This window comes from Brevundimonas staleyi (assembly GCF_041893865.1).
In the GTDB taxonomy this organism is placed as follows: Bacteria; Pseudomonadota; Alphaproteobacteria; order Caulobacterales; family Caulobacteraceae; genus Brevundimonas; species Brevundimonas staleyi.
Genome location: NZ_CP169082.1, coordinates 2,428,874 through 2,444,280, shown reverse-complemented (window position 1 = coordinate 2,444,280; position 15,407 = coordinate 2,428,874). Strand labels below are relative to the sequence as shown.

18 protein-coding genes and 2 tRNA genes are annotated in these 15,407 nt (G+C 66.9%); 17 read left to right on the top strand and 3 right to left on the bottom strand.

Annotated features, from left to right (window positions below):
- Positions 1-75 precede the first annotated feature (75 nt).
- Positions 76-1,779, top strand: coding sequence for a methionine--tRNA ligase (gene metG / locus ACETK8_RS12490; RefSeq protein ID WP_374036244.1), 1,704 nt, complete (start codon positions 76-78; stop codon positions 1,777-1,779).
- Complete coding sequence (locus tag ACETK8_RS12485; RefSeq protein ID WP_374036243.1) at positions 1,776-2,489, top strand: 2OG-Fe(II) oxygenase; 714 nt, start codon at positions 1,776-1,778, stop codon at positions 2,487-2,489. The genes metG and ACETK8_RS12485 overlap by 4 nt, the downstream gene beginning before the upstream one ends.
- Here ACETK8_RS12485 and ACETK8_RS12480 read toward each other — a convergent pair whose 3' ends face one another.
- The 3 genes from ACETK8_RS12480 to rlmB are packed head-to-tail and all read right to left on the bottom strand — an operon-like array spanning position 2,490 to position 4,806.
- On the bottom strand, positions 2,490-2,936 hold the full coding sequence (locus ACETK8_RS12480) for a hypothetical protein (protein ID WP_374036242.1): 447 nt from the start codon (positions 2,934-2,936) through the stop codon (positions 2,490-2,492).
- Positions 2,937-2,965: 29 nt separating this feature from the next.
- Positions 2,966-3,844, bottom strand: coding sequence for a TerC family protein (locus tag ACETK8_RS12475; RefSeq protein WP_374036241.1), 879 nt, complete (start codon positions 3,842-3,844; stop codon positions 2,966-2,968).
- A 44-nt stretch (positions 3,845-3,888) separates the two neighbouring features.
- On the bottom strand, positions 3,889-4,806 hold the full coding sequence (gene rlmB, locus ACETK8_RS12470) for a 23S rRNA (guanosine(2251)-2'-O)-methyltransferase RlmB (RefSeq protein WP_374036240.1): 918 nt from the start codon (positions 4,804-4,806) through the stop codon (positions 3,889-3,891).
- A gap of 112 nt (positions 4,807-4,918) precedes the next feature.
- On the opposite strand from rlmB, the gene ACETK8_RS12465 reads away from it, so the two are divergent.
- The 15 genes from ACETK8_RS12465 to rplV all read left to right on the top strand — a co-directional run bounded on the left by ACETK8_RS12465 (position 4,919) and on the right by rplV (position 15,407).
- Positions 4,919-5,002: transfer RNA gene (locus ACETK8_RS12465), tRNA-Tyr, on the top strand.
- Positions 5,003-5,096: 94 nt separating this feature from the next.
- A tRNA-Gly gene (locus ACETK8_RS12460) sits at positions 5,097-5,170 on the top strand.
- A 52-nt stretch (positions 5,171-5,222) separates the two neighbouring features.
- Positions 5,223-6,413 carry an elongation factor Tu gene (tuf, locus tag ACETK8_RS12455; RefSeq protein WP_374036239.1) on the top strand — a complete coding sequence of 397 codons (1,191 nt, stop codon included), beginning with the start codon at positions 5,223-5,225 and terminating at the stop codon, positions 6,411-6,413.
- Between the two features lie 360 nt (positions 6,414-6,773).
- Complete coding sequence (locus ACETK8_RS12450; protein ID WP_374036238.1) at positions 6,774-7,397, top strand: hypothetical protein; 624 nt, start codon at positions 6,774-6,776, stop codon at positions 7,395-7,397.
- Between the two features lie 220 nt (positions 7,398-7,617).
- Positions 7,618-8,763 (top strand): GNAT family N-acetyltransferase, encoded by a 1,146-nt coding sequence (locus ACETK8_RS12445; RefSeq protein ID WP_374036237.1) that lies wholly within the window; start codon positions 7,618-7,620, stop codon positions 8,761-8,763.
- 11 nt (positions 8,764-8,774) lie between these two features.
- The gene (locus ACETK8_RS12440) at positions 8,775-9,707 is read left to right on the top strand and encodes a cupin-like domain-containing protein (RefSeq protein ID WP_374036236.1); all 933 of its coding nucleotides are present in this window, start codon (positions 8,775-8,777) and stop codon (positions 9,705-9,707) included.
- 160 nt (positions 9,708-9,867) lie between these two features.
- Positions 9,868-10,806: a GIN domain-containing protein gene (locus tag ACETK8_RS12435; RefSeq protein WP_374036235.1), complete on the top strand. Its 939-nt coding sequence runs from the start codon at positions 9,868-9,870 to the stop codon at positions 10,804-10,806.
- Positions 10,807-10,994: 188 nt separating this feature from the next.
- Entirely contained in the window at positions 10,995-11,552 is a 558-nt protein-coding gene (locus ACETK8_RS12430) for a hypothetical protein (protein ID WP_374036234.1), read from the top strand.
- A 301-nt stretch (positions 11,553-11,853) separates the two neighbouring features.
- Positions 11,854-12,159: a 30S ribosomal protein S10 gene (rpsJ, locus tag ACETK8_RS12425; RefSeq protein ID WP_003164367.1), complete on the top strand. Its 306-nt coding sequence runs from the start codon at positions 11,854-11,856 to the stop codon at positions 12,157-12,159.
- Positions 12,160-12,180: 21 nt separating this feature from the next.
- Positions 12,181-12,936, top strand: a complete 756-nt coding sequence (gene rplC, locus ACETK8_RS12420) for a 50S ribosomal protein L3 (RefSeq protein ID WP_374036233.1) — start codon at positions 12,181-12,183, stop codon at positions 12,934-12,936.
- Entirely contained in the window at positions 12,936-13,604 is a 669-nt protein-coding gene (rplD, locus tag ACETK8_RS12415) for a 50S ribosomal protein L4 (RefSeq protein WP_374036232.1), read from the top strand. Before rplC ends, rplD begins: the two co-directional genes overlap by 1 nt.
- Complete coding sequence (locus tag ACETK8_RS12410) at positions 13,604-13,906, top strand: 50S ribosomal protein L23 (protein WP_374036231.1); 303 nt, start codon at positions 13,604-13,606, stop codon at positions 13,904-13,906. The genes rplD and ACETK8_RS12410 overlap by 1 nt, the downstream gene beginning before the upstream one ends.
- 4 nt (positions 13,907-13,910) lie before the next feature.
- A complete protein-coding gene (rplB, locus tag ACETK8_RS12405) occupies positions 13,911-14,744 on the top strand; it encodes a 50S ribosomal protein L2 (protein WP_374036230.1) in 834 nt (277 codons plus the stop codon).
- 2 nt (positions 14,745-14,746) lie between these two features.
- The gene (rpsS, locus tag ACETK8_RS12400; protein ID WP_374036229.1) at positions 14,747-15,025 is read left to right on the top strand and encodes a 30S ribosomal protein S19; all 279 of its coding nucleotides are present in this window, start codon (positions 14,747-14,749) and stop codon (positions 15,023-15,025) included.
- A 1-nt stretch (position 15,026) separates the two neighbouring features.
- A complete protein-coding gene (gene rplV / locus ACETK8_RS12395) occupies positions 15,027-15,407 on the top strand; it encodes a 50S ribosomal protein L22 (RefSeq protein ID WP_271085872.1) in 381 nt (126 codons plus the stop codon).

The window sequence follows — 15,407 nt, the reverse complement described above, 5'->3', positions numbered from 1 at the left end:
CCCTCGCGAGCGGCGGGGTGACGCCGCGCCGTCGCCACTCTATATCCCACGGCTTCCTCCAACGACCGGAAACCCATGGCCCGCATCCTGATCACCTCGGCGCTGCCGTACATCAACGGCATCAAGCATCTGGGGAATCTCGCGGGCTCCATGCTGCCCGCCGATGTGTACGCCCGCTTCAAGCGCGCCCAGGGCCATGAGACCCTCTACATCTGCGCCACCGACGAGCACGGAACCCCCGCCGAGCTCGCCGCCGCCGCCGCCGGTCAGGACGTCCAGACCTATTGCGACGAGCAGCACGAGATCCAGAAGCGGGCAGGGGAGGCGTTCGGCCTCAGCTACGACTGGTTCGGCCGCTCCTCGAACGCGCCCAACCGTCGCCTGACCCAGCATTTCGCCAAGGTGCTGGAGGACAACGGCCTGATCGAGGAACGCGTCGACCGGATGATCTATTCGATCGACGACCAGCGCTTCCTGCCCGACCGCTATGTCGAGGGAACCTGCCCCCACTGCGGCCACGTCGGCGCGCGCGGCGACCAGTGCGACAACTGCGGCCGTCTGCTGGACCCGACCGACCTGATCGCTCCCTATTCGTCGGTCTCGGGTTCGACCAACCTCGAGGTCCGCGACACCCGCCACCTCTATCTGCTGCAGACCAAGATCGAGGGCCGCATCCGCGAGTGGATCGAGTCGAAGTCGGACTGGCAGACGCTGGCCCGCTCCATCGCGCTGAAACATCTCGATGAAGGCCTGATCGACCGGGGCATCACCCGCGACCTGAAGTGGGGCGTGCCGGTGGTCGGTCCGGACGGCGGCCCGCGGGCGGGCATGGAGGGCAAGGTCTTTTACGTCTGGTTCGACGCCCCCATCGAATACATCGGCGCGACCGAGGAATGGGCCGAGGCCAACGGCACGACCTGGCGCGACTGGTGGCGTCTGGACGAGGGCGCGGACGACGTCCGCTACGTCCAGTTCATGGGCAAGGACAACGTCGCCTTCCACACGGTCAGCTTCCCCGCGACCATTCTGGGCTCCGGCGAGCCGTGGAAGACGGTCGACACGCTGAAGGCCTTCAACTGGTTGAACTGGTACGGCGGGAAGTTCTCGACGTCCCAGAAGCGCGGCGTCTTCATGGATCAGGCGCTGGAGCTGCTGCCCGCCGACTACTGGCGCTGGCGCCTGACGGCCTATGGGCCGGAACATTCCGACTCGGCCTTCACCTGGGAGGATTTCCAGGCCTCGACCAACAAGGACCTGGCCGACGTCCTGGGCAATTTCGTCAACCGCATCGTCAAATTCGCCGAGTCGAAGTTCGACGGCGTTGTGCCCGAGGGCGGCGAACCCGGCCCGCTGGAAGAGAAGCTGGAGGCGGATGTCCGCGCGGGGCTGGCCGAGGCGACCGAAGCCTTCGAGGCGATGGAGTTCAGGAAGGCCTGTCAGGCCCTGCGCGCCGTCTGGGTGCTGGGCAACGAGTACCTTCAGGAAGCCGCGCCCTGGACCGCCTTCAAGACGGATGTCGAACGCTCCGCCGTGGGCGTGCGCACCGGCCTGAACCTCGTCGCCCTGTTCGCCCGCATCGCCGCCCCGGTCATGCCCTTCTCGGCCGAGAAGATCGCCGCGACCGTCGGCGAGACGGACCTGAGCTGGCCCGCCGCCGATGAAGCGATCCTCGACCGCCTGCCGCGCGGCCAGACCGTCGCCGCCGCCGAGGTCCTGTTCAAGAAGATCGAGGACGTTCAGGTCGCCGAGTGGTCGGAGCGGTTCGGAGGGGCGCAGTGACGCCGGCGCTGGCGGGCCATTCGCCGGCGACCCTTTCCGCCGTTCGGGCCCGGCTGGCCACGACCGGCAGGGCCCAGCTGCACGACCTCCTGACCCCCGCCTACGCGGACCATCTGCGGACCGAGGCCGGGGGCGCCGACTACAATGTCGTCACGCGCCGCTCGACCGGCCACGTCGACTTCCCCGCCGCCTGGCTGCACTCGCTGGAACCGCAGCAGCGTCAGACGCTGGGCGAAGCCATCCAGGCCTCTGCCACCGATCAGTTCCAGTACCTGTTCGACAACCACCCAATCTACGACATGGCCGAGGCCGGAACCGCCGCGCCGGTCTGGGCCGATCTGGTCGCCTTCCTGAACGGCGAGGCCTTCCTGCGCCTGATGCGTGAAGCGACGGGCGAGCCCCGTCTGGCCATGGCCGACGCCCAGGTGACCCGCTTCCGCAAGGGTCACTTCCTGACCGAGCACGACGATACGGCGGAAGGGAAGAACCGCTTCTACGCCTATGTGCTGGGCCTGACGCCCGGCTGGCGCATCGACTGGGGCGGCCTCCTGGCCTTCCACGACGCCGAGGGCAATGTCGCCGAGGCCTTCACGCCGCGCTTCAACACCCTGAACCTCCTGAAGGTGCCCGCGCCCCATTCGGTGACCCAGGTCGCCCTGTCCGCCGGCGCCGACCGGGTGTCGGTCACCGGCTGGCTGCGCGGCGTCTGATTATTCGAACAGGCTTTCCGGCGCGCCGTATTCGCCCGGCCAGCCCGCATAGGTCACGTCCGTCGGTCCCACGACCCAGTCCACCAGCCGCCAGCTCGATCCGGTCCGCCGCAGCAGGGCATAGGTGGACGGCCCGTCGAACATCCCTTCCTCCAGCGCCTCGGCATAAGGCGTGCGCGAGAAGTCGATGGGGCGGCCGTTCGGCTGCTGGATTCGCCCGGCGTAGAAGGCCCAGTCGCCCTGGACCTGAAGCGTATCGACCACGAACTGCACCGGCTGGCCGATGTGGTCCTCGATAGCCGGGCGGATCGCATCCAGCAGGACGCGCCGCTGCGGATCCCCGGTCGGTACGGCGCGAACCGCGCCTTGGCTCATGGCGACGGGCAGGGGTTCGGCGGCCGGCGCCATGGGGCCGGCCAGCAGCAGGGACATCAGAAGGACGCTCATCGACAGGCTCCGTGAAGGGGCCCTGACGACTACTCCGCCTTGGCCGGTTCCGGAGAGGCTACGGCCGGAGCCGGCGCGGTGGAAGTCACCGGCGGCGGCGCATCGGACGACGTCAGGGGCGCGCCGCGACCGGGCAGGTGGCTGTCCTCGCTGCGGACGCCCTTCATGAACTTGTCCACCTCTTCGTCCGAGATCTCGAGGAAGCCGGGGGCCGAGGCGTTGAATTGTTCCAGATTGCCGGTCCGCACCACGACCGAGCGCGCGCCGTCCCAGATCATGTGAACGGCGACGTACAGGACGATGACCAGACCGACGTAGCCGATCCAGCGGTACTTGTTCAGCAGCTTGGCGATGAAGGTGGCGGCCAGACCCATCAGGGCGATCGACAGCACCAGGCCGAAGACCATGATCCACGGATGCTCGTGCGCCGCGCCGGCCACGGCCAGCACATTGTCCAGCGACATGGTCACGTCGGCGATCATGATCTGCAGCAGGGCGGCGCCGAAGGTCTTGCGCTTCAGGCCCAGCTCTTCCGGCGTCGGTCCCTTGCCGTGCTCGATGGCCATGGCCAATTCCAGCTCGTGCTGGGCCTCGGCCTGATCGTGCGTCGCCTGTTCGCGCAGCTCGCGCCACATCTTCCAGCAGACCCACAGCAGCAGAACTCCGCCCGCCAGCAACAGGCCCACGATGGCCAGCAGCTGCACCGTGATCAGGGCGAACAGGATCCGCAGCACCACGGCCGCGGCCAGACCGACCAAAATCGCCTTGCGGCGTTGTTCGACCGGCAGGGCGGCGGCGGCTAGGCCCACGGCCACGGCGTTGTCGCCTGCCAGGACCAGGTCGATGGCCAGGACCTGCCCGAGGGCGGTCAACTGGCTGGCGAGTTCGGGAGAGCTGAAGAATTCCATGATCGGTCTCTAGCGTCAGCATGACGCTGCGCCAAGACGCCGCATCAGTCCCTTTGCTTGCGCGACGCCTCATACAGAGCGATGGCCGCCGCGTTCGACACGTTCAGGCTCTCGAACCCGCCCGGCATGGGGATTCTCGCCAGCACGTCGCAGTGTTCGGCGACCAGTCGGCGAATCCCGTCGCCCTCCGATCCCATGACCAGAACCGTCGGCCGGTTATCGAGCGCGCTCTCCAGCGTCTCGTCCGAAGACCCGTCCAGCCCGACCGCGCGCCAGCCCAGATCGGCGAGCGTCTCGAGCGCGCGAGACAGATTCGTCACCCGCGCGCACGGCAGGCGTTCGGTCGCCCCCGCCGCCGCCTTGGCGAGCGCTCCGGCCAGAACCGGAGAGTGCCGGTCCTGCACGATGATTCCCCGCGCCCCGAAGGCGAGGGCCGAACGGAAGATGGCGCCGACATTCTGGGTGTCCGTCAGCTGGTCCAGCATGACGATGATTCCCTCGGCCGGCTCGGCGAGGTCTTCCAGAGAGACGCCCTCCAGCGGCTGAACCTTGAAGGCCAGGCCCTGATGCACGGCGCCGGCGGGCAGCATCCGCTCCAGCGCCAGCGAATCGATTACCTCGACCTTGTGCTTGTTCGGAATGCCGTCGCGTTCCAGCTCGGCGGCGCGATCGGCGGTCGCCAGCAGCCGGCCGGTGCCCTTGCGCGCCGGGTTCTCTAGCGCCGCCATCACCGGGTGGCGACCCCACAGGAAGTCGTTGGCATCCGCCTTGCCACGCCCGCCGCCACTGGATCTGGGGGCGTTGGCGCTGAAGCCCTTGCTGGGCGGATTGGGGTTCCAGCCTCCCCGGTCGGGACCGTCCTTCGACCCATCGAAGGCCCCGGATTTGCGCCCCCGATCACCGGTTTTTCCGGGCGCAAATTTGCCCTGTTTCCGGTCGTTGCGTTCTGGATTTCTCGACACTATAAGACGCCCTCCGATTTGGAGCCCTAGGGCTTTCGGGTCTGGCGCACCCTCTATCTCAGGCGTGTCAGAGACCGAAAGCCTTTGTGTCCGATTGGTTCGAAAACGCGCTGGGGGAATGTCCCGAGCGGCAAAGGGGGGGGACTGTAAATCCCCTGCGTAAGCTTCGAAGGTTCGAGTCCTTCTTCCCCCACCACGCGCTTTCGAAACGACGGATCGGACCCCACATCGGGTCGGCGGTCGAGGGTCCGGTTTCCTCACGGAAGCCGGGGACCTGAGGCCGTCTCCGTGCGGGTATAGTACAATGGTAGTACAGCAGCCTTCCAAGCTGAATATGTCGGTTCGATTCCGTCTACCCGCTCCAGGTTTTTGACAGCACACAGCGCCCCTCAACCCGGGCCATCAGGAGTTTGGCCATGGCCAAGGAAAAGTTCGAACGCACCAAGCCGCACTGCAACATCGGCACGATCGGTCACGTTGACCACGGCAAGACGACGCTGACGGCGGCGATCACGATGACGCTGGCGAAGGCCGGCGGCGCCAAGGCGATGAACTACGCCGACATCGACGCCGCGCCGGAAGAAAAGGCCCGCGGCATCACGATCAACACGGCGCACGTCGAGTATGAGACGGCCAACCGTCACTACGCGCACGTCGACTGCCCCGGCCACGCCGACTATGTGAAGAACATGATCACCGGCGCCGCCCAGATGGACGGCGCGATCCTGGTGGTGTCGGCCGCCGACGGCCCGATGCCGCAGACCCGCGAGCACATCCTGCTGGCCCGTCAGGTCGGCGTGCCGGCCCTGGTGGTCTTCATGAACAAGGTCGACCTGGTCGACGACAAGGAGCTGCTGGAGCTCGTCGAGATGGAAGTGCGCGAGCTGCTTTCGTCCTACCAGTTCCCGGGCGACGACATTCCGATCACCATGGGCTCGGCCAAGGCCGCGACCGACGGCGTGAACCCGGAAATCGGCGAACAGCAGGTTCTGGCCCTGATGCAGACCGTCGACGACTACATCCCGCAGCCGGAACGTCCGGTCGACATGCCGTTCCTGATGCCGGTGGAAGACGTCTTCTCGATCTCGGGCCGCGGCACCGTGGTCACCGGTCGCGTCGAGCGCGGTATCGTCAAGGTCGGTGAGGAAGTCGAGATCGTCGGCATCCGTCCGGTCCAGAAGACGACCTGCACGGGCGTCGAAATGTTCCGCAAGCTGCTGGATCAAGGTCAAGCCGGTGACAACGTCGGCGTCCTGCTGCGCGGCACCAAGCGTGAAGACGTCGAGCGCGGTCAGGTTCTGTGCAAGCCGGGTTCGATCACCCCGCACACCAAGTTCCTGGCCGAAGCCTACATCCTGACCAAGGAAGAGGGCGGCCGTCACACGCCGTTCTTCACCAACTACCGCCCGCAGTTCTACTTCCGCACGACCGACGTGACGGGCATCGTGCAGCTGAAGGAAGGCGTCGAGATGATCATGCCGGGCGACAACGCCGAGCTGAACGTCGAACTGATCACGCCGATCGCCATGGAAGAGAAGCTCCGCTTCGCCATCCGTGAAGGCGGCCGCACCGTCGGCGCCGGCGTCGTCGCCAAGATCGTCGAGTAAAAGAAGACCGATCTTCGGATCGATCTGAAAAGGCCCGCTGGAGCGATCCGGGGGGCCTTTTTCTTTGTCCTTCTCCCCTTGCGGGAGAAGGTGGCCGAGCCGCAGGCGAGGTCGGATGAGGGGTGACCGCAGATCTCACCGATGAGCGTCTGCTCAGCCGATCTCGCCTGCATCCTCGTACCCCTCATCCGTCGGGCTTCGCCCGCCACCTTCTCCCGCAAGGGGAGAAGGGAAGCCCGGTAATTGGCAAAGCATCCCCCGATTTCCCTCGCGATTTCAAAGCCCCGATCTTTTAAGACCCGAAATACCTAACGTCCCCCGAAACCCCCTCACACTGTCTCCTTTCATCGGGAGACGAACATGATCGAGGAACCCCATGGACGGCATTCGCCGCCGGACGATGTCTGGACCCGCGTGCGGAAGGACTATCTGGCCGGCTGGTCGGCGCGGGATTGCTGTCGGCGGTACGGGGTGGGCTTGAGCGCGCTTCGCGCGCGGGCGGCGCGGGACGGGTGGCGGCGCTCCGATCGACCCTGGTCTCCGCCGGACCGGCTGGACCCGTGGGACGAGGGCGCGGATCTGGAGCTGCGCGTCGGCGGCGACCTCGACAAGGTCGAGTTCGTCGAGCTCGGCTATATCGCCCATCGGCGGATGATGCGGGCGGTCATGCGGGGCGATGCCGCCGAGGCCCTGCGCTGGCGGCGCGTCGAACTGACCATGGCCGAGGTCGACGCCGAGCTCGAGAGCGACATGGAACGCTTCGAGGCCATCCGCTGGCGGCTGAAGGACGATCGGGCCGACGACGCGACGGACCCGAACGCTTCGGACTCTTCGGACGCTTCGGACGGTGTTTTGGAGTCCGGCCCCGCGCGATCCGGCGGCGATTATCTGTTCGGCTTGCCCGTCGCCGGATCGGTCGCGGTCTCGCCGGAGTTGGACGAACCCTTCGATCCCGACGGCTCGGTGGCGGGGCGCGGCGGCTGACCGTCGCCGGCGGGACGCTGGTTCTCGTTCTCGGTCTGGCGCGGGGCGCGGGCGGGATCGGTCATGGTCAAGCTCCTGTAGGGAGCCGAACGCTCCAGCCCGATCCCGGCTCCCGACCAAGGTTTCGTTCACCATGCGGCTACACCGTCCCGAAACGGGCGCGGGCGTAGAGGAGCCTGCGAGAACGCGCCGCCTCACGGCGTGGGTCGGAGAGACGGGAATGGCTGCAGAGTTGCAGATCGAGGTCGTGAAGGCGGACCAGCTGACGGTCGCCGACCGGGTCCTGTGGCGGGCCATGGTCGAGGCCAACCCCGATCTGGCCAGCCCCTATTTCCGCTGGGAGTTCACCGAGATCGCCGCGAGGATCAGCCCGGACGCGGCCGTGGCGATCCTGAGCCAGGGCGGCAAGACCATCGGCTATTTCCCGCACCAGCGACGCGGATCGGCGATCCAGCCTCTGGGCGCCCCGATGAACGACTATCACGGCGTCATCGCCATGCCGGGCGAGGCGCCGTCGCTGGCGACCGTGGCCCAGCTGCTGAACGCGCCGCGCCTGAACGTCTCGGCCTGGGTCGGGCCGTCGGGCGTCGGGGAGCTGCGCGAGACCCTGATGACCGTCACGCCGGAGGAGGGCTACGACGCCTGGTACGCCGAGCGCCGCACCACCTGGGGCAAATACTTCAAGGACAAGGAACGCGCCCGTCGCAGCCTGGAGACCGAGCTGGGTCCGATCCGGGTCGAGCGCGGCATCCGCGACCCCGAACTGCTCGACGTCCTGATCCAGCTGAAGCGCGACCAGTACGCCCGCACCAACCGCCACGACATCTTCGCCTGCGGCTGGACCCGCGATCTGCTGCACGCCCTGATGGCTTCGGAGCACGAGGATTTCGGCGCGTCGATGGCGGCGCTGTGGGCCGGGGACAGGCTGACGGCCATCGAATATTCGCTGCACGCTGGCGACCGCTACCATTTCTGGTTCCCGGCCTATGTGCCCGAGCTGGCGCGCTGTTCCCCCGGCATCCTGCTGACCATGGACACCATGCGTCTGGGCTGCGCGGCCGGTTTCCGGGTCTTCGACTTCGGCTTCGGCGGCGAGGGCTACAAGAAGTATTTCTGCAATGCGACGCAGAGCGTGCGCGAGGCCGTGATCCTGCGTCCCGGCGTCGGGGCCATGCTGTCGGACGCGGCCGTGGGCCTGCTGAACAGCGCAGGGAACGGCAAGGGCGAGCGAATCCGCACCAGCGTGCGCCGTCGCTGGGCCGCCATCGAGGCCTGCGAGGTCACCCCCGCCAACCGCCTGATGGGCGCGGTCGCCGCCGCCGGCGCGGCCATGAAGAAGGTGAGCGGCGCGCGTCACGCCGCCTGATCGAGATGAGCATGATCCAGAACACGACGACTTCGGGCCTCGGCCGCCGCACCCGCTATCCCGGCCCGATCGATCAGGCGAAGAAGCACCCCCACGGTCTGGTGGCCCAGGGCTTCGCCACCGACGAAGCCCTGGCCGAGATCCTGCACCGCTATCCGGCGGAGCTGTTCGACATCAACCTCTACGACTACGACGACGAGGGTCAGGTCAGCCTTCGCACTGGCGCGCGCGGCGGACTGACGGGCGACCAGCTTCTGGCCGCGATCCAGGCCGGACGGCTGTGGGTCAACCTGCGTCAGGCCGAGAAGGGCTGTCCGGCCCTGTGGAACGCCGCCATGGGCGAGTTCGCCAAGATCCAGGCGACCTATCCCGGCATGCGGGCCGTGACCAACGCCGGCCAGCTGATCATCTCCTCGCCGGTCGCCAAGGTGCCCTATCATTTCGACGCCGCCGGGGTGGTGCTGTTCCACCTCAGGGGTCGCAAGCGTCTCTTTATATATCCGGGCGACGAGGCCCATCTGCCCGAGGCGGCGATGGAGCGGGTCGTGGCGCGCCAGACGACCGAGGAACTGCCCTACACCCGCGCCTTCGAGGCGGACGCCCAGGTCATGGATCTGGAGCCGGGCGAGGCCCTGACCTGGCCCCTCTATGCGCCGCACCGGGTGGAGAACCTCGACAAGTTCTGCGTCTCCCTGTCGATGGACTTCCAGACCTGGCCCACGCGGTTCCGGAACGGCGCCATCTACACCAACGCCGTGATCCGCAGCCGGGGAGGGCGTCCGCGCTTCACCGACGGCATGTCGACGCCGGAGCTGGCCGCGCGCTGGGCCGCCTCCCTGGCGCTCCGTCGCGTCGGCGGTCTGAAGAGCCGGATCGAGCATTTCGAGCGCGACTTCACCCCGGAAGCGGGTGCCGAGGACGGGGCAGGGGCCCTGCGGGCCTGATCTCGCGCCTTACCGCGAATTCACAGTCCGGCTCCGATCCCCGCGCCACGGGGATCGGCCCGCCGTCAGAGGGTGAATTCGAGGTCATGACGTCGAGTTAAACTGACTTCCGTTCATCCCGGGGTCAGGTTCCTCCTCGTTCAGGAGAGGAAACCCAGACATGAAAGCCTTCGCCACCGCCGCCGCATCCGTCGCCCTCATGGCCGCCCTCGGCGCCGCCGCCCCGGCCTCGGCCAAGGCCGAGCAGGAAGTCCGCATCCGCTACGCCGCCGCCCGCGTGGTCGTGATCGTCGAGAACCGTTCGGACATCGCCGTTGAAGTCGAATCCGGCACGTCGGGCCTGCCGCGCCCGACCGTTTCGCGCACCGGCAACGAGGTCCGTATCAACGGCGAACTGGGCCGGAACGCCTTCCGCCGCTGCCAGAGCGGCCCCGCCAACGCCCGCCAGCCGGGGGAGGGCGCCTCCGTCGAAGTCCGCGGCCACGGCCGGATCAACGTCTCCGACGCGCCGCTGATCGTCGTCCGCACTCCGCCCGCCGTCGATATCTCGACCGAGCATTCGGCCGTCTACGGCTCCATCGGTCGCGGCGCGACCTCCATCGAACTGGGCGCCGGCGGGTGCGGCGACTGGACCGTGGCCAACACCTCGGGCTCGGCCGACCTGTCCATCGGCGGCTCGGGCGGCATCCGCGCCGGGACCTCGGCCCGCCTTGAGGCCGCCATCGGCGGCTCGGGCAACATCACCGCCGGCGCGACCGGCGACCTGGACGCCTCCATCGACGGCTCGGGCACGATCATCGTCGCCAGCGCCTCGGGCGATGTCGAGGCCGCCATCGGCGGTTCGGGCGACATCCGCGTCAACGGCGGCCGCCCCCGCTCGGTCGATGCGGCCGTCGGCGGCTCGGGCGACATCACCGTCACCGGCGACGCAGGCCCGCTGGATGCCTCCATTGCCGGATCGGGCAACATCACCGTGACCGGCACGGTCGCCAGCCTGGACGCCAGCCTGGTCGGCGGCGGCGACGTCCGCGTCGGCCGCGTCCTGGGTTCCGTCTCGCAGTCCGTCATGGGCGGAGGCCGGGTGAGAATCGGCAACTGAGCCTCCTGAACTCAGTCTGCTGAAAAGAGACGGCTCGGGTGCGTGGAACCGCCCGGGCCGTCTTGCCGTCCGGGGTCGTCAAAATGGAGGATGCAATCGGCCCGGCTTCGAGTCAGAAATCGAAGCGAGAGAAATCGAACGGCGGTGTCAGAGTGGCCTCGCCGGATTGCGCCGGCCGGGATGCGACCATGATCCGAACCCTCTTCGCCACCGCCGCCGTCCTGGCGCTGACAGGCTGCGCGATGGTGGATCAGGCGGGGACGAAGCCGCCCGCCGGCCTGAACTGGTATGTGATCAGCCAGCTCAACGACTTCTATAATGACCCCGAGGACCCGACGAACCGGCCGCCGCTGTTGAGCGCGCCGCCCGAGGGAGTAGTCAGCGCCGTGGACGTCAACGGGGATGGGGCCAACGACTGGGTCGTGAAGTGGCCGGACAGCAGCCAGTTCTGCGGTACCGGCGGCTGTCGCTATACCGTCTACCTGACCCACGGCCAGAACCTGGTCCGCCTGTTCGACCGCCAGGTGTTCGACGGCCTGACCTTCTCGATGGTTGAGGGCGAGGCCCGGTTCGAGGGGCGCTTCCATCACGGGACGTGCAACGACGAGCGCGAGGAGTGCCGTCTGGCCTGGGGGCTGGACCCGGCGACGCGCACCCTGGTCCCGCGTGCATCGGCCAATGGAGACCGCTATGCGGTTACCGGTGGACAGGCGCCGATCGACCCGATCTGGGAAGGCGAGAACTGATCGCCTGGCGGGCGAGAGAAAGTCGCCCCGTCGTCCTTTGTCCGCTTGACCAAATCGGAATCAATCGGCATAAGCGCCAACTCTTGTTGGACTGGCTGTGCGGGCAACCGCAGACGCAGTTCGCAGGAACGACCTAAGTACCTGTTCTTTGCAGCTTCTTGGGACTTCACGGCCTTCGCGGGGGACTGCGTGGGCCGATCGTTTTTGCGAAGTGCGTACCTGAAGGGTCTCGACCCTTGGGCTCCGGTCTTTGAAATGGTTCACAGGACGCAGGTTCGCCTGCTTGGGAAATACGACCGATATGGATCAAAGCATCCGCATCAGGCTCAAGGCCTTTGATCACCGCGTCCTCGACTTTTCGACGCGCGAGATCGTGAACACGGCCAAGCGCACCGGCGCGACCGTTCGCGGTCCGATTCCGCTGCCGACCCTGATCGAAAAGTTCACCGTGAACCGCTCGCCGCACGTCGATAAGAAGTCGCGCGAGCAGTTTGAAATCCGCACGCACAAGCGTGTCCTCGACATCGTCGATCCGACCCCGCAGACCGTGGACGCGCTCATGAAGCTCGACCTGTCCGCCGGCGTCGACGTCGAAATCAAGATCTAAGAAACAAAGGCGGGATCCGATATGCGCACGGGCGTGATCGCCAAGAAGCTGGGCATGACCCGCGTGTTCGCCGAAGACGGCGCGCACGTTCCGGTCACTGTGCTTCAGCTCGACGACTGTCAGGTCGTCGGCCAACGCACTCAGGAGCGGGACGGCTACGTCGCCCTGCAGCTGGGCGCTGGGGCCAAGAAGGCAAAGAACACCAATAAGGCTCAACGCACGACCTTCGCGAACGCGGAAGTCGAGCCCAAGCACTACGTCACCGAGTTCCGCGTGTCCGACGACGCGCTGATCGACATCGGTGCGACCCTGTCGGCCGATCACTTCGTCGCCGGCCAGAAGGTCGACGTCCAGGCCGAGACGATCGGTAAGGGCTTCGCTGGCGCCATGAAGCGCTGGAACTTCGGCGGTCTGCGCGCCACGCACGGCGTGTCGCTGTCGCACCGCTCGCACGGCTCGACGGGTAACCGTCAGGACCCGGGCAAGACCTTCAAGGGCAAGAAGATGGCCGGTCACTACGGGACCGAGATCGTCACTACCCAGAACCTGACCGTCGTCCGCGTGGACGCCGAGCGCGGCCTGATCATGATCAAGGGCGCCGTCCCGGGTCACGAAGGTACGTGGGTCAAGGTCAAGGACGCGCACAAGAAGCCGTTCGACGGCGTGCCGTTCCCAGGTTCGTTCAAGACCAAGGGCTCCGCTGCCGCTCCGGCCGCCGCCGAGACCCCCGCTGAAGCCGCTCCGGCCGCCGAAGCCACCGAAGGCGGTGAAGCGTAATGAAACTCTCGGTCATCAAACTCGACGGCAAGGCCTCGGGCGACGTTGAACTGTCGGACGCCGTCTTCGGCATCACCGACATTCGCGGCGACCTGCTGGCCCGCTACGTCAACTGGCAGCTGGCCAAGCGCCGCGCCGGCACCCACAAGGTTCAAACCCGCAACGAGAACTCTCGTACGGGCAAGAAGATGTACAAGCAGAAGGGCACCGGCGGCGCTCGTCACGGTTCGCGTCGTGCCCCGCAGTTCGTCGGCGGTTCGCGCGCCTTCGGTCCGGTCGTCCGTGATCACGGCTTCGACCTGCCCAAGAAGGTCCGCGCCCTGGCCCTGCGTCACGCCCTGTCCTCCAAGGCGAAGTCCGGCGACCTGGTCGTCGTCGACGCCCTGACGGTCAAGGACGCCAAGACCTCGGCCCTGCGTGAGACCTTCGGCAAGCTGGGCTGGACCAAGACGCTGATCATCGCCGGCCCCGAGGTCGACGAGAATTTCGCCTTGGCCTCGCGCAACATCCCGCAGATCCACGTGCTGCCGAACGCCGGCCTGAACGTCTACGACATCCTGCGCGCCGACAAACTGGTGCTCTCGAAGGCCGCCGTGGAAGCGATCGAAGCCCGCTACGCCGACTACACGCCGTCGCGTCGCGAGCAAGCCGAGAAGGACGCCGCGTAATGGCTGCCCAACCCACCGCAAAACACTACGACACGATCCTGTCGCCGATCATCACCGAGAAGGCGACGATCCTGTCGGAGCAAAACAAGGTCGTCTTCCGCGTTGCCGGAACCTCGACCAAGGACGAGATCGCCGCTGCGGTCGAAAGCCTGTTCAAGGTCAACGTCCTGAAGGTCAACACCCTGGTCCAAAAGGGCAAGACCAAGCGCTTCCGCGGCATCCAAGGCCGTCGGGTCGACATCAAAAAAGCGATCGTGACCCTGGCCGAAGGCCAGTCGATCGACGTCACGACGGGGCTCTGAGCACATGGCTTTGAAGACCTATAATCCGACTTCGCCGGGCCGCCGCGCCCTGGTGCTGATCGACCGTTCGGAGCTGCACAAGGGCCGCCCCGAGAAGTCGCTGACCGAAGGCCTGACCAAGTCGGGCGGCCGGGGCGCTGGTGGTCGTATCGCCGTCCGCTTCCGCGGCGGCGGCGCCAAGACGCTGTACCGCAAGATCGACTTCAAGCGTCGCAAGTTCCAGACGGCGACCGTCGAGCGTCTTGAGTACGACCCGAACCGCACCGCCTTCATCGCTCTCATCACCTATGAGGACGGCGAAAAGGCCTACATCATCGCGCCGCAACGCCTGAAGGCGGGCGACACGATCGTGGCCGGCGAGAAGACCGACGTGAAGCCGGGCAACGCCATGCCGCTGCGCTCGATCCCGGTCGGCACCATCATCCACTGCGTGGAAATGAAGCCGGGCAAGGGCGCCCAGCTGGCCCGTTCGGCCGGCGCCTACGCCCAGCTGGTCGGTCGCGATCAGGGCTACGCCCAGATCCGTCTCGGCTCGGGCGAGCTGCGCATGGTCCTGGACGGCTGCATGGCCACGGTTGGCGCCGTTTCGAACGCCGACCACATGAACCAGAACCTCGGCAAGGCCGGTCGCGTTCGTCACATGGGCTGGCGTCCGCACGTTCGCGGCGTCGCCATGAACCCGATCGACCACCCGCATGGTGGTGGTGAAGGCCGGACCTCTGGTGGTCGTACCCCGGTTACGCCGTGGGGCAAGGACACCAAGGGCACCCGCACCCGCAAGAACAAGGCGACGGACAAGTTCATCATCCGTACCCGCCACGTTAAGAAGGCTCGCTAAAGATGGCTCGTTCCTCCTGGAAAGGCCCGTTCGTCGACGGGTATCTGCTCAAGAAGGCCGACGCCGTTTCGACGTCGGGCCGCAAGGACGTGATCAAGACCTGGTCGCGCCGCTCCACCATCCTGCCGCAGTTCGTGGGCCTGACGTTCGGCGTCCACAACGGTCACAAGCACGTCCCCGTGCACGTGAACGAGGACATGGTCGGCATGAAGTTCGGCGAGTTCTCGCCGACCCGTTCGTTCCCCGGCCACGCCGCGGACAAGAAAGCGAAGCGGAAGTAAGATGCCCAAGACCAACAACACCCGCCGCGTCGGTGAAACCGAAGCTCGCGCCAAGCTGACGAACGTCCGGATCAGCCCTCAGAAGCTGAACCTGGTCGCCGCCTCGATCCGTGGCCTGCCCGTGCAGCGCGCGCTGAACGAGCTGGAGTTCAGCCGCAAGCGCATCTCGGACGACGTTCGCAAGGTCCTGTACTCGGCCGTTTCCAACGCCGAGAACAACCACAACCTCGACATCGACAACCTGATCGTGTCCGAGGCCTTCGTGGGCAAGAACCTGGTGATGAAGCGTTTCGCGAGCCGTGCTCGTGGTCGCTCGTCGCGTATCCTGAAACCGTTCAGCGAGATCACCATCGTGGTCCGTGAAGCCGGCGAGGCCGCCTGA

What these genes read in the sequence shown, in the direction of transcription:
- ACETK8_RS12435 (WP_374036235.1), top strand. Translation starts at nt 9,868, where the DNA reads ATGAAAGCCTTCGCCACCGCCGCCGCATCCGTCGCCCTCATGGCCGCC.
- rpsS (WP_374036229.1), top strand. Translation starts at nt 14,747, where the DNA reads ATGGCTCGTTCCTCCTGGAAAGGCCCGTTCGTCGACGGGTATCTGCTC.
- rplD (WP_374036232.1), top strand. Translation starts at nt 12,936, where the DNA reads ATGAAACTCTCGGTCATCAAACTCGACGGCAAGGCCTCGGGCGACGTT.
- rpsJ (WP_003164367.1), top strand. Translation starts at nt 11,854, where the DNA reads ATGGATCAAAGCATCCGCATCAGGCTCAAGGCCTTTGATCACCGCGTC.
- metG (WP_374036244.1), top strand. Translation starts at nt 76, where the DNA reads ATGGCCCGCATCCTGATCACCTCGGCGCTGCCGTACATCAACGGCATC.
- ACETK8_RS12480 (WP_374036242.1), bottom strand. Translation starts at nt 2,936, where the DNA reads ATGAGCGTCCTTCTGATGTCCCTGCTGCTGGCCGGCCCCATGGCGCCG.
- ACETK8_RS12445 (WP_374036237.1), top strand. Translation starts at nt 7,618, where the DNA reads ATGGCTGCAGAGTTGCAGATCGAGGTCGTGAAGGCGGACCAGCTGACG.
- rplV (WP_271085872.1), top strand. Translation starts at nt 15,027, where the DNA reads ATGCCCAAGACCAACAACACCCGCCGCGTCGGTGAAACCGAAGCTCGC.
- ACETK8_RS12475 (WP_374036241.1), bottom strand. Translation starts at nt 3,844, where the DNA reads ATGGAATTCTTCAGCTCTCCCGAACTCGCCAGCCAGTTGACCGCCCTC.
- rplB (WP_374036230.1), top strand. Translation starts at nt 13,911, where the DNA reads ATGGCTTTGAAGACCTATAATCCGACTTCGCCGGGCCGCCGCGCCCTG.
- tuf (WP_374036239.1), top strand. Translation starts at nt 5,223, where the DNA reads ATGGCCAAGGAAAAGTTCGAACGCACCAAGCCGCACTGCAACATCGGC.
- ACETK8_RS12450 (WP_374036238.1), top strand. Translation starts at nt 6,774, where the DNA reads ATGATCGAGGAACCCCATGGACGGCATTCGCCGCCGGACGATGTCTGG.
- ACETK8_RS12440 (WP_374036236.1), top strand. Translation starts at nt 8,775, where the DNA reads ATGATCCAGAACACGACGACTTCGGGCCTCGGCCGCCGCACCCGCTAT.
- ACETK8_RS12430 (WP_374036234.1), top strand. Translation starts at nt 10,995, where the DNA reads ATGATCCGAACCCTCTTCGCCACCGCCGCCGTCCTGGCGCTGACAGGC.
- rplC (WP_374036233.1), top strand. Translation starts at nt 12,181, where the DNA reads ATGCGCACGGGCGTGATCGCCAAGAAGCTGGGCATGACCCGCGTGTTC.
- ACETK8_RS12410 (WP_374036231.1), top strand. Translation starts at nt 13,604, where the DNA reads ATGGCTGCCCAACCCACCGCAAAACACTACGACACGATCCTGTCGCCG.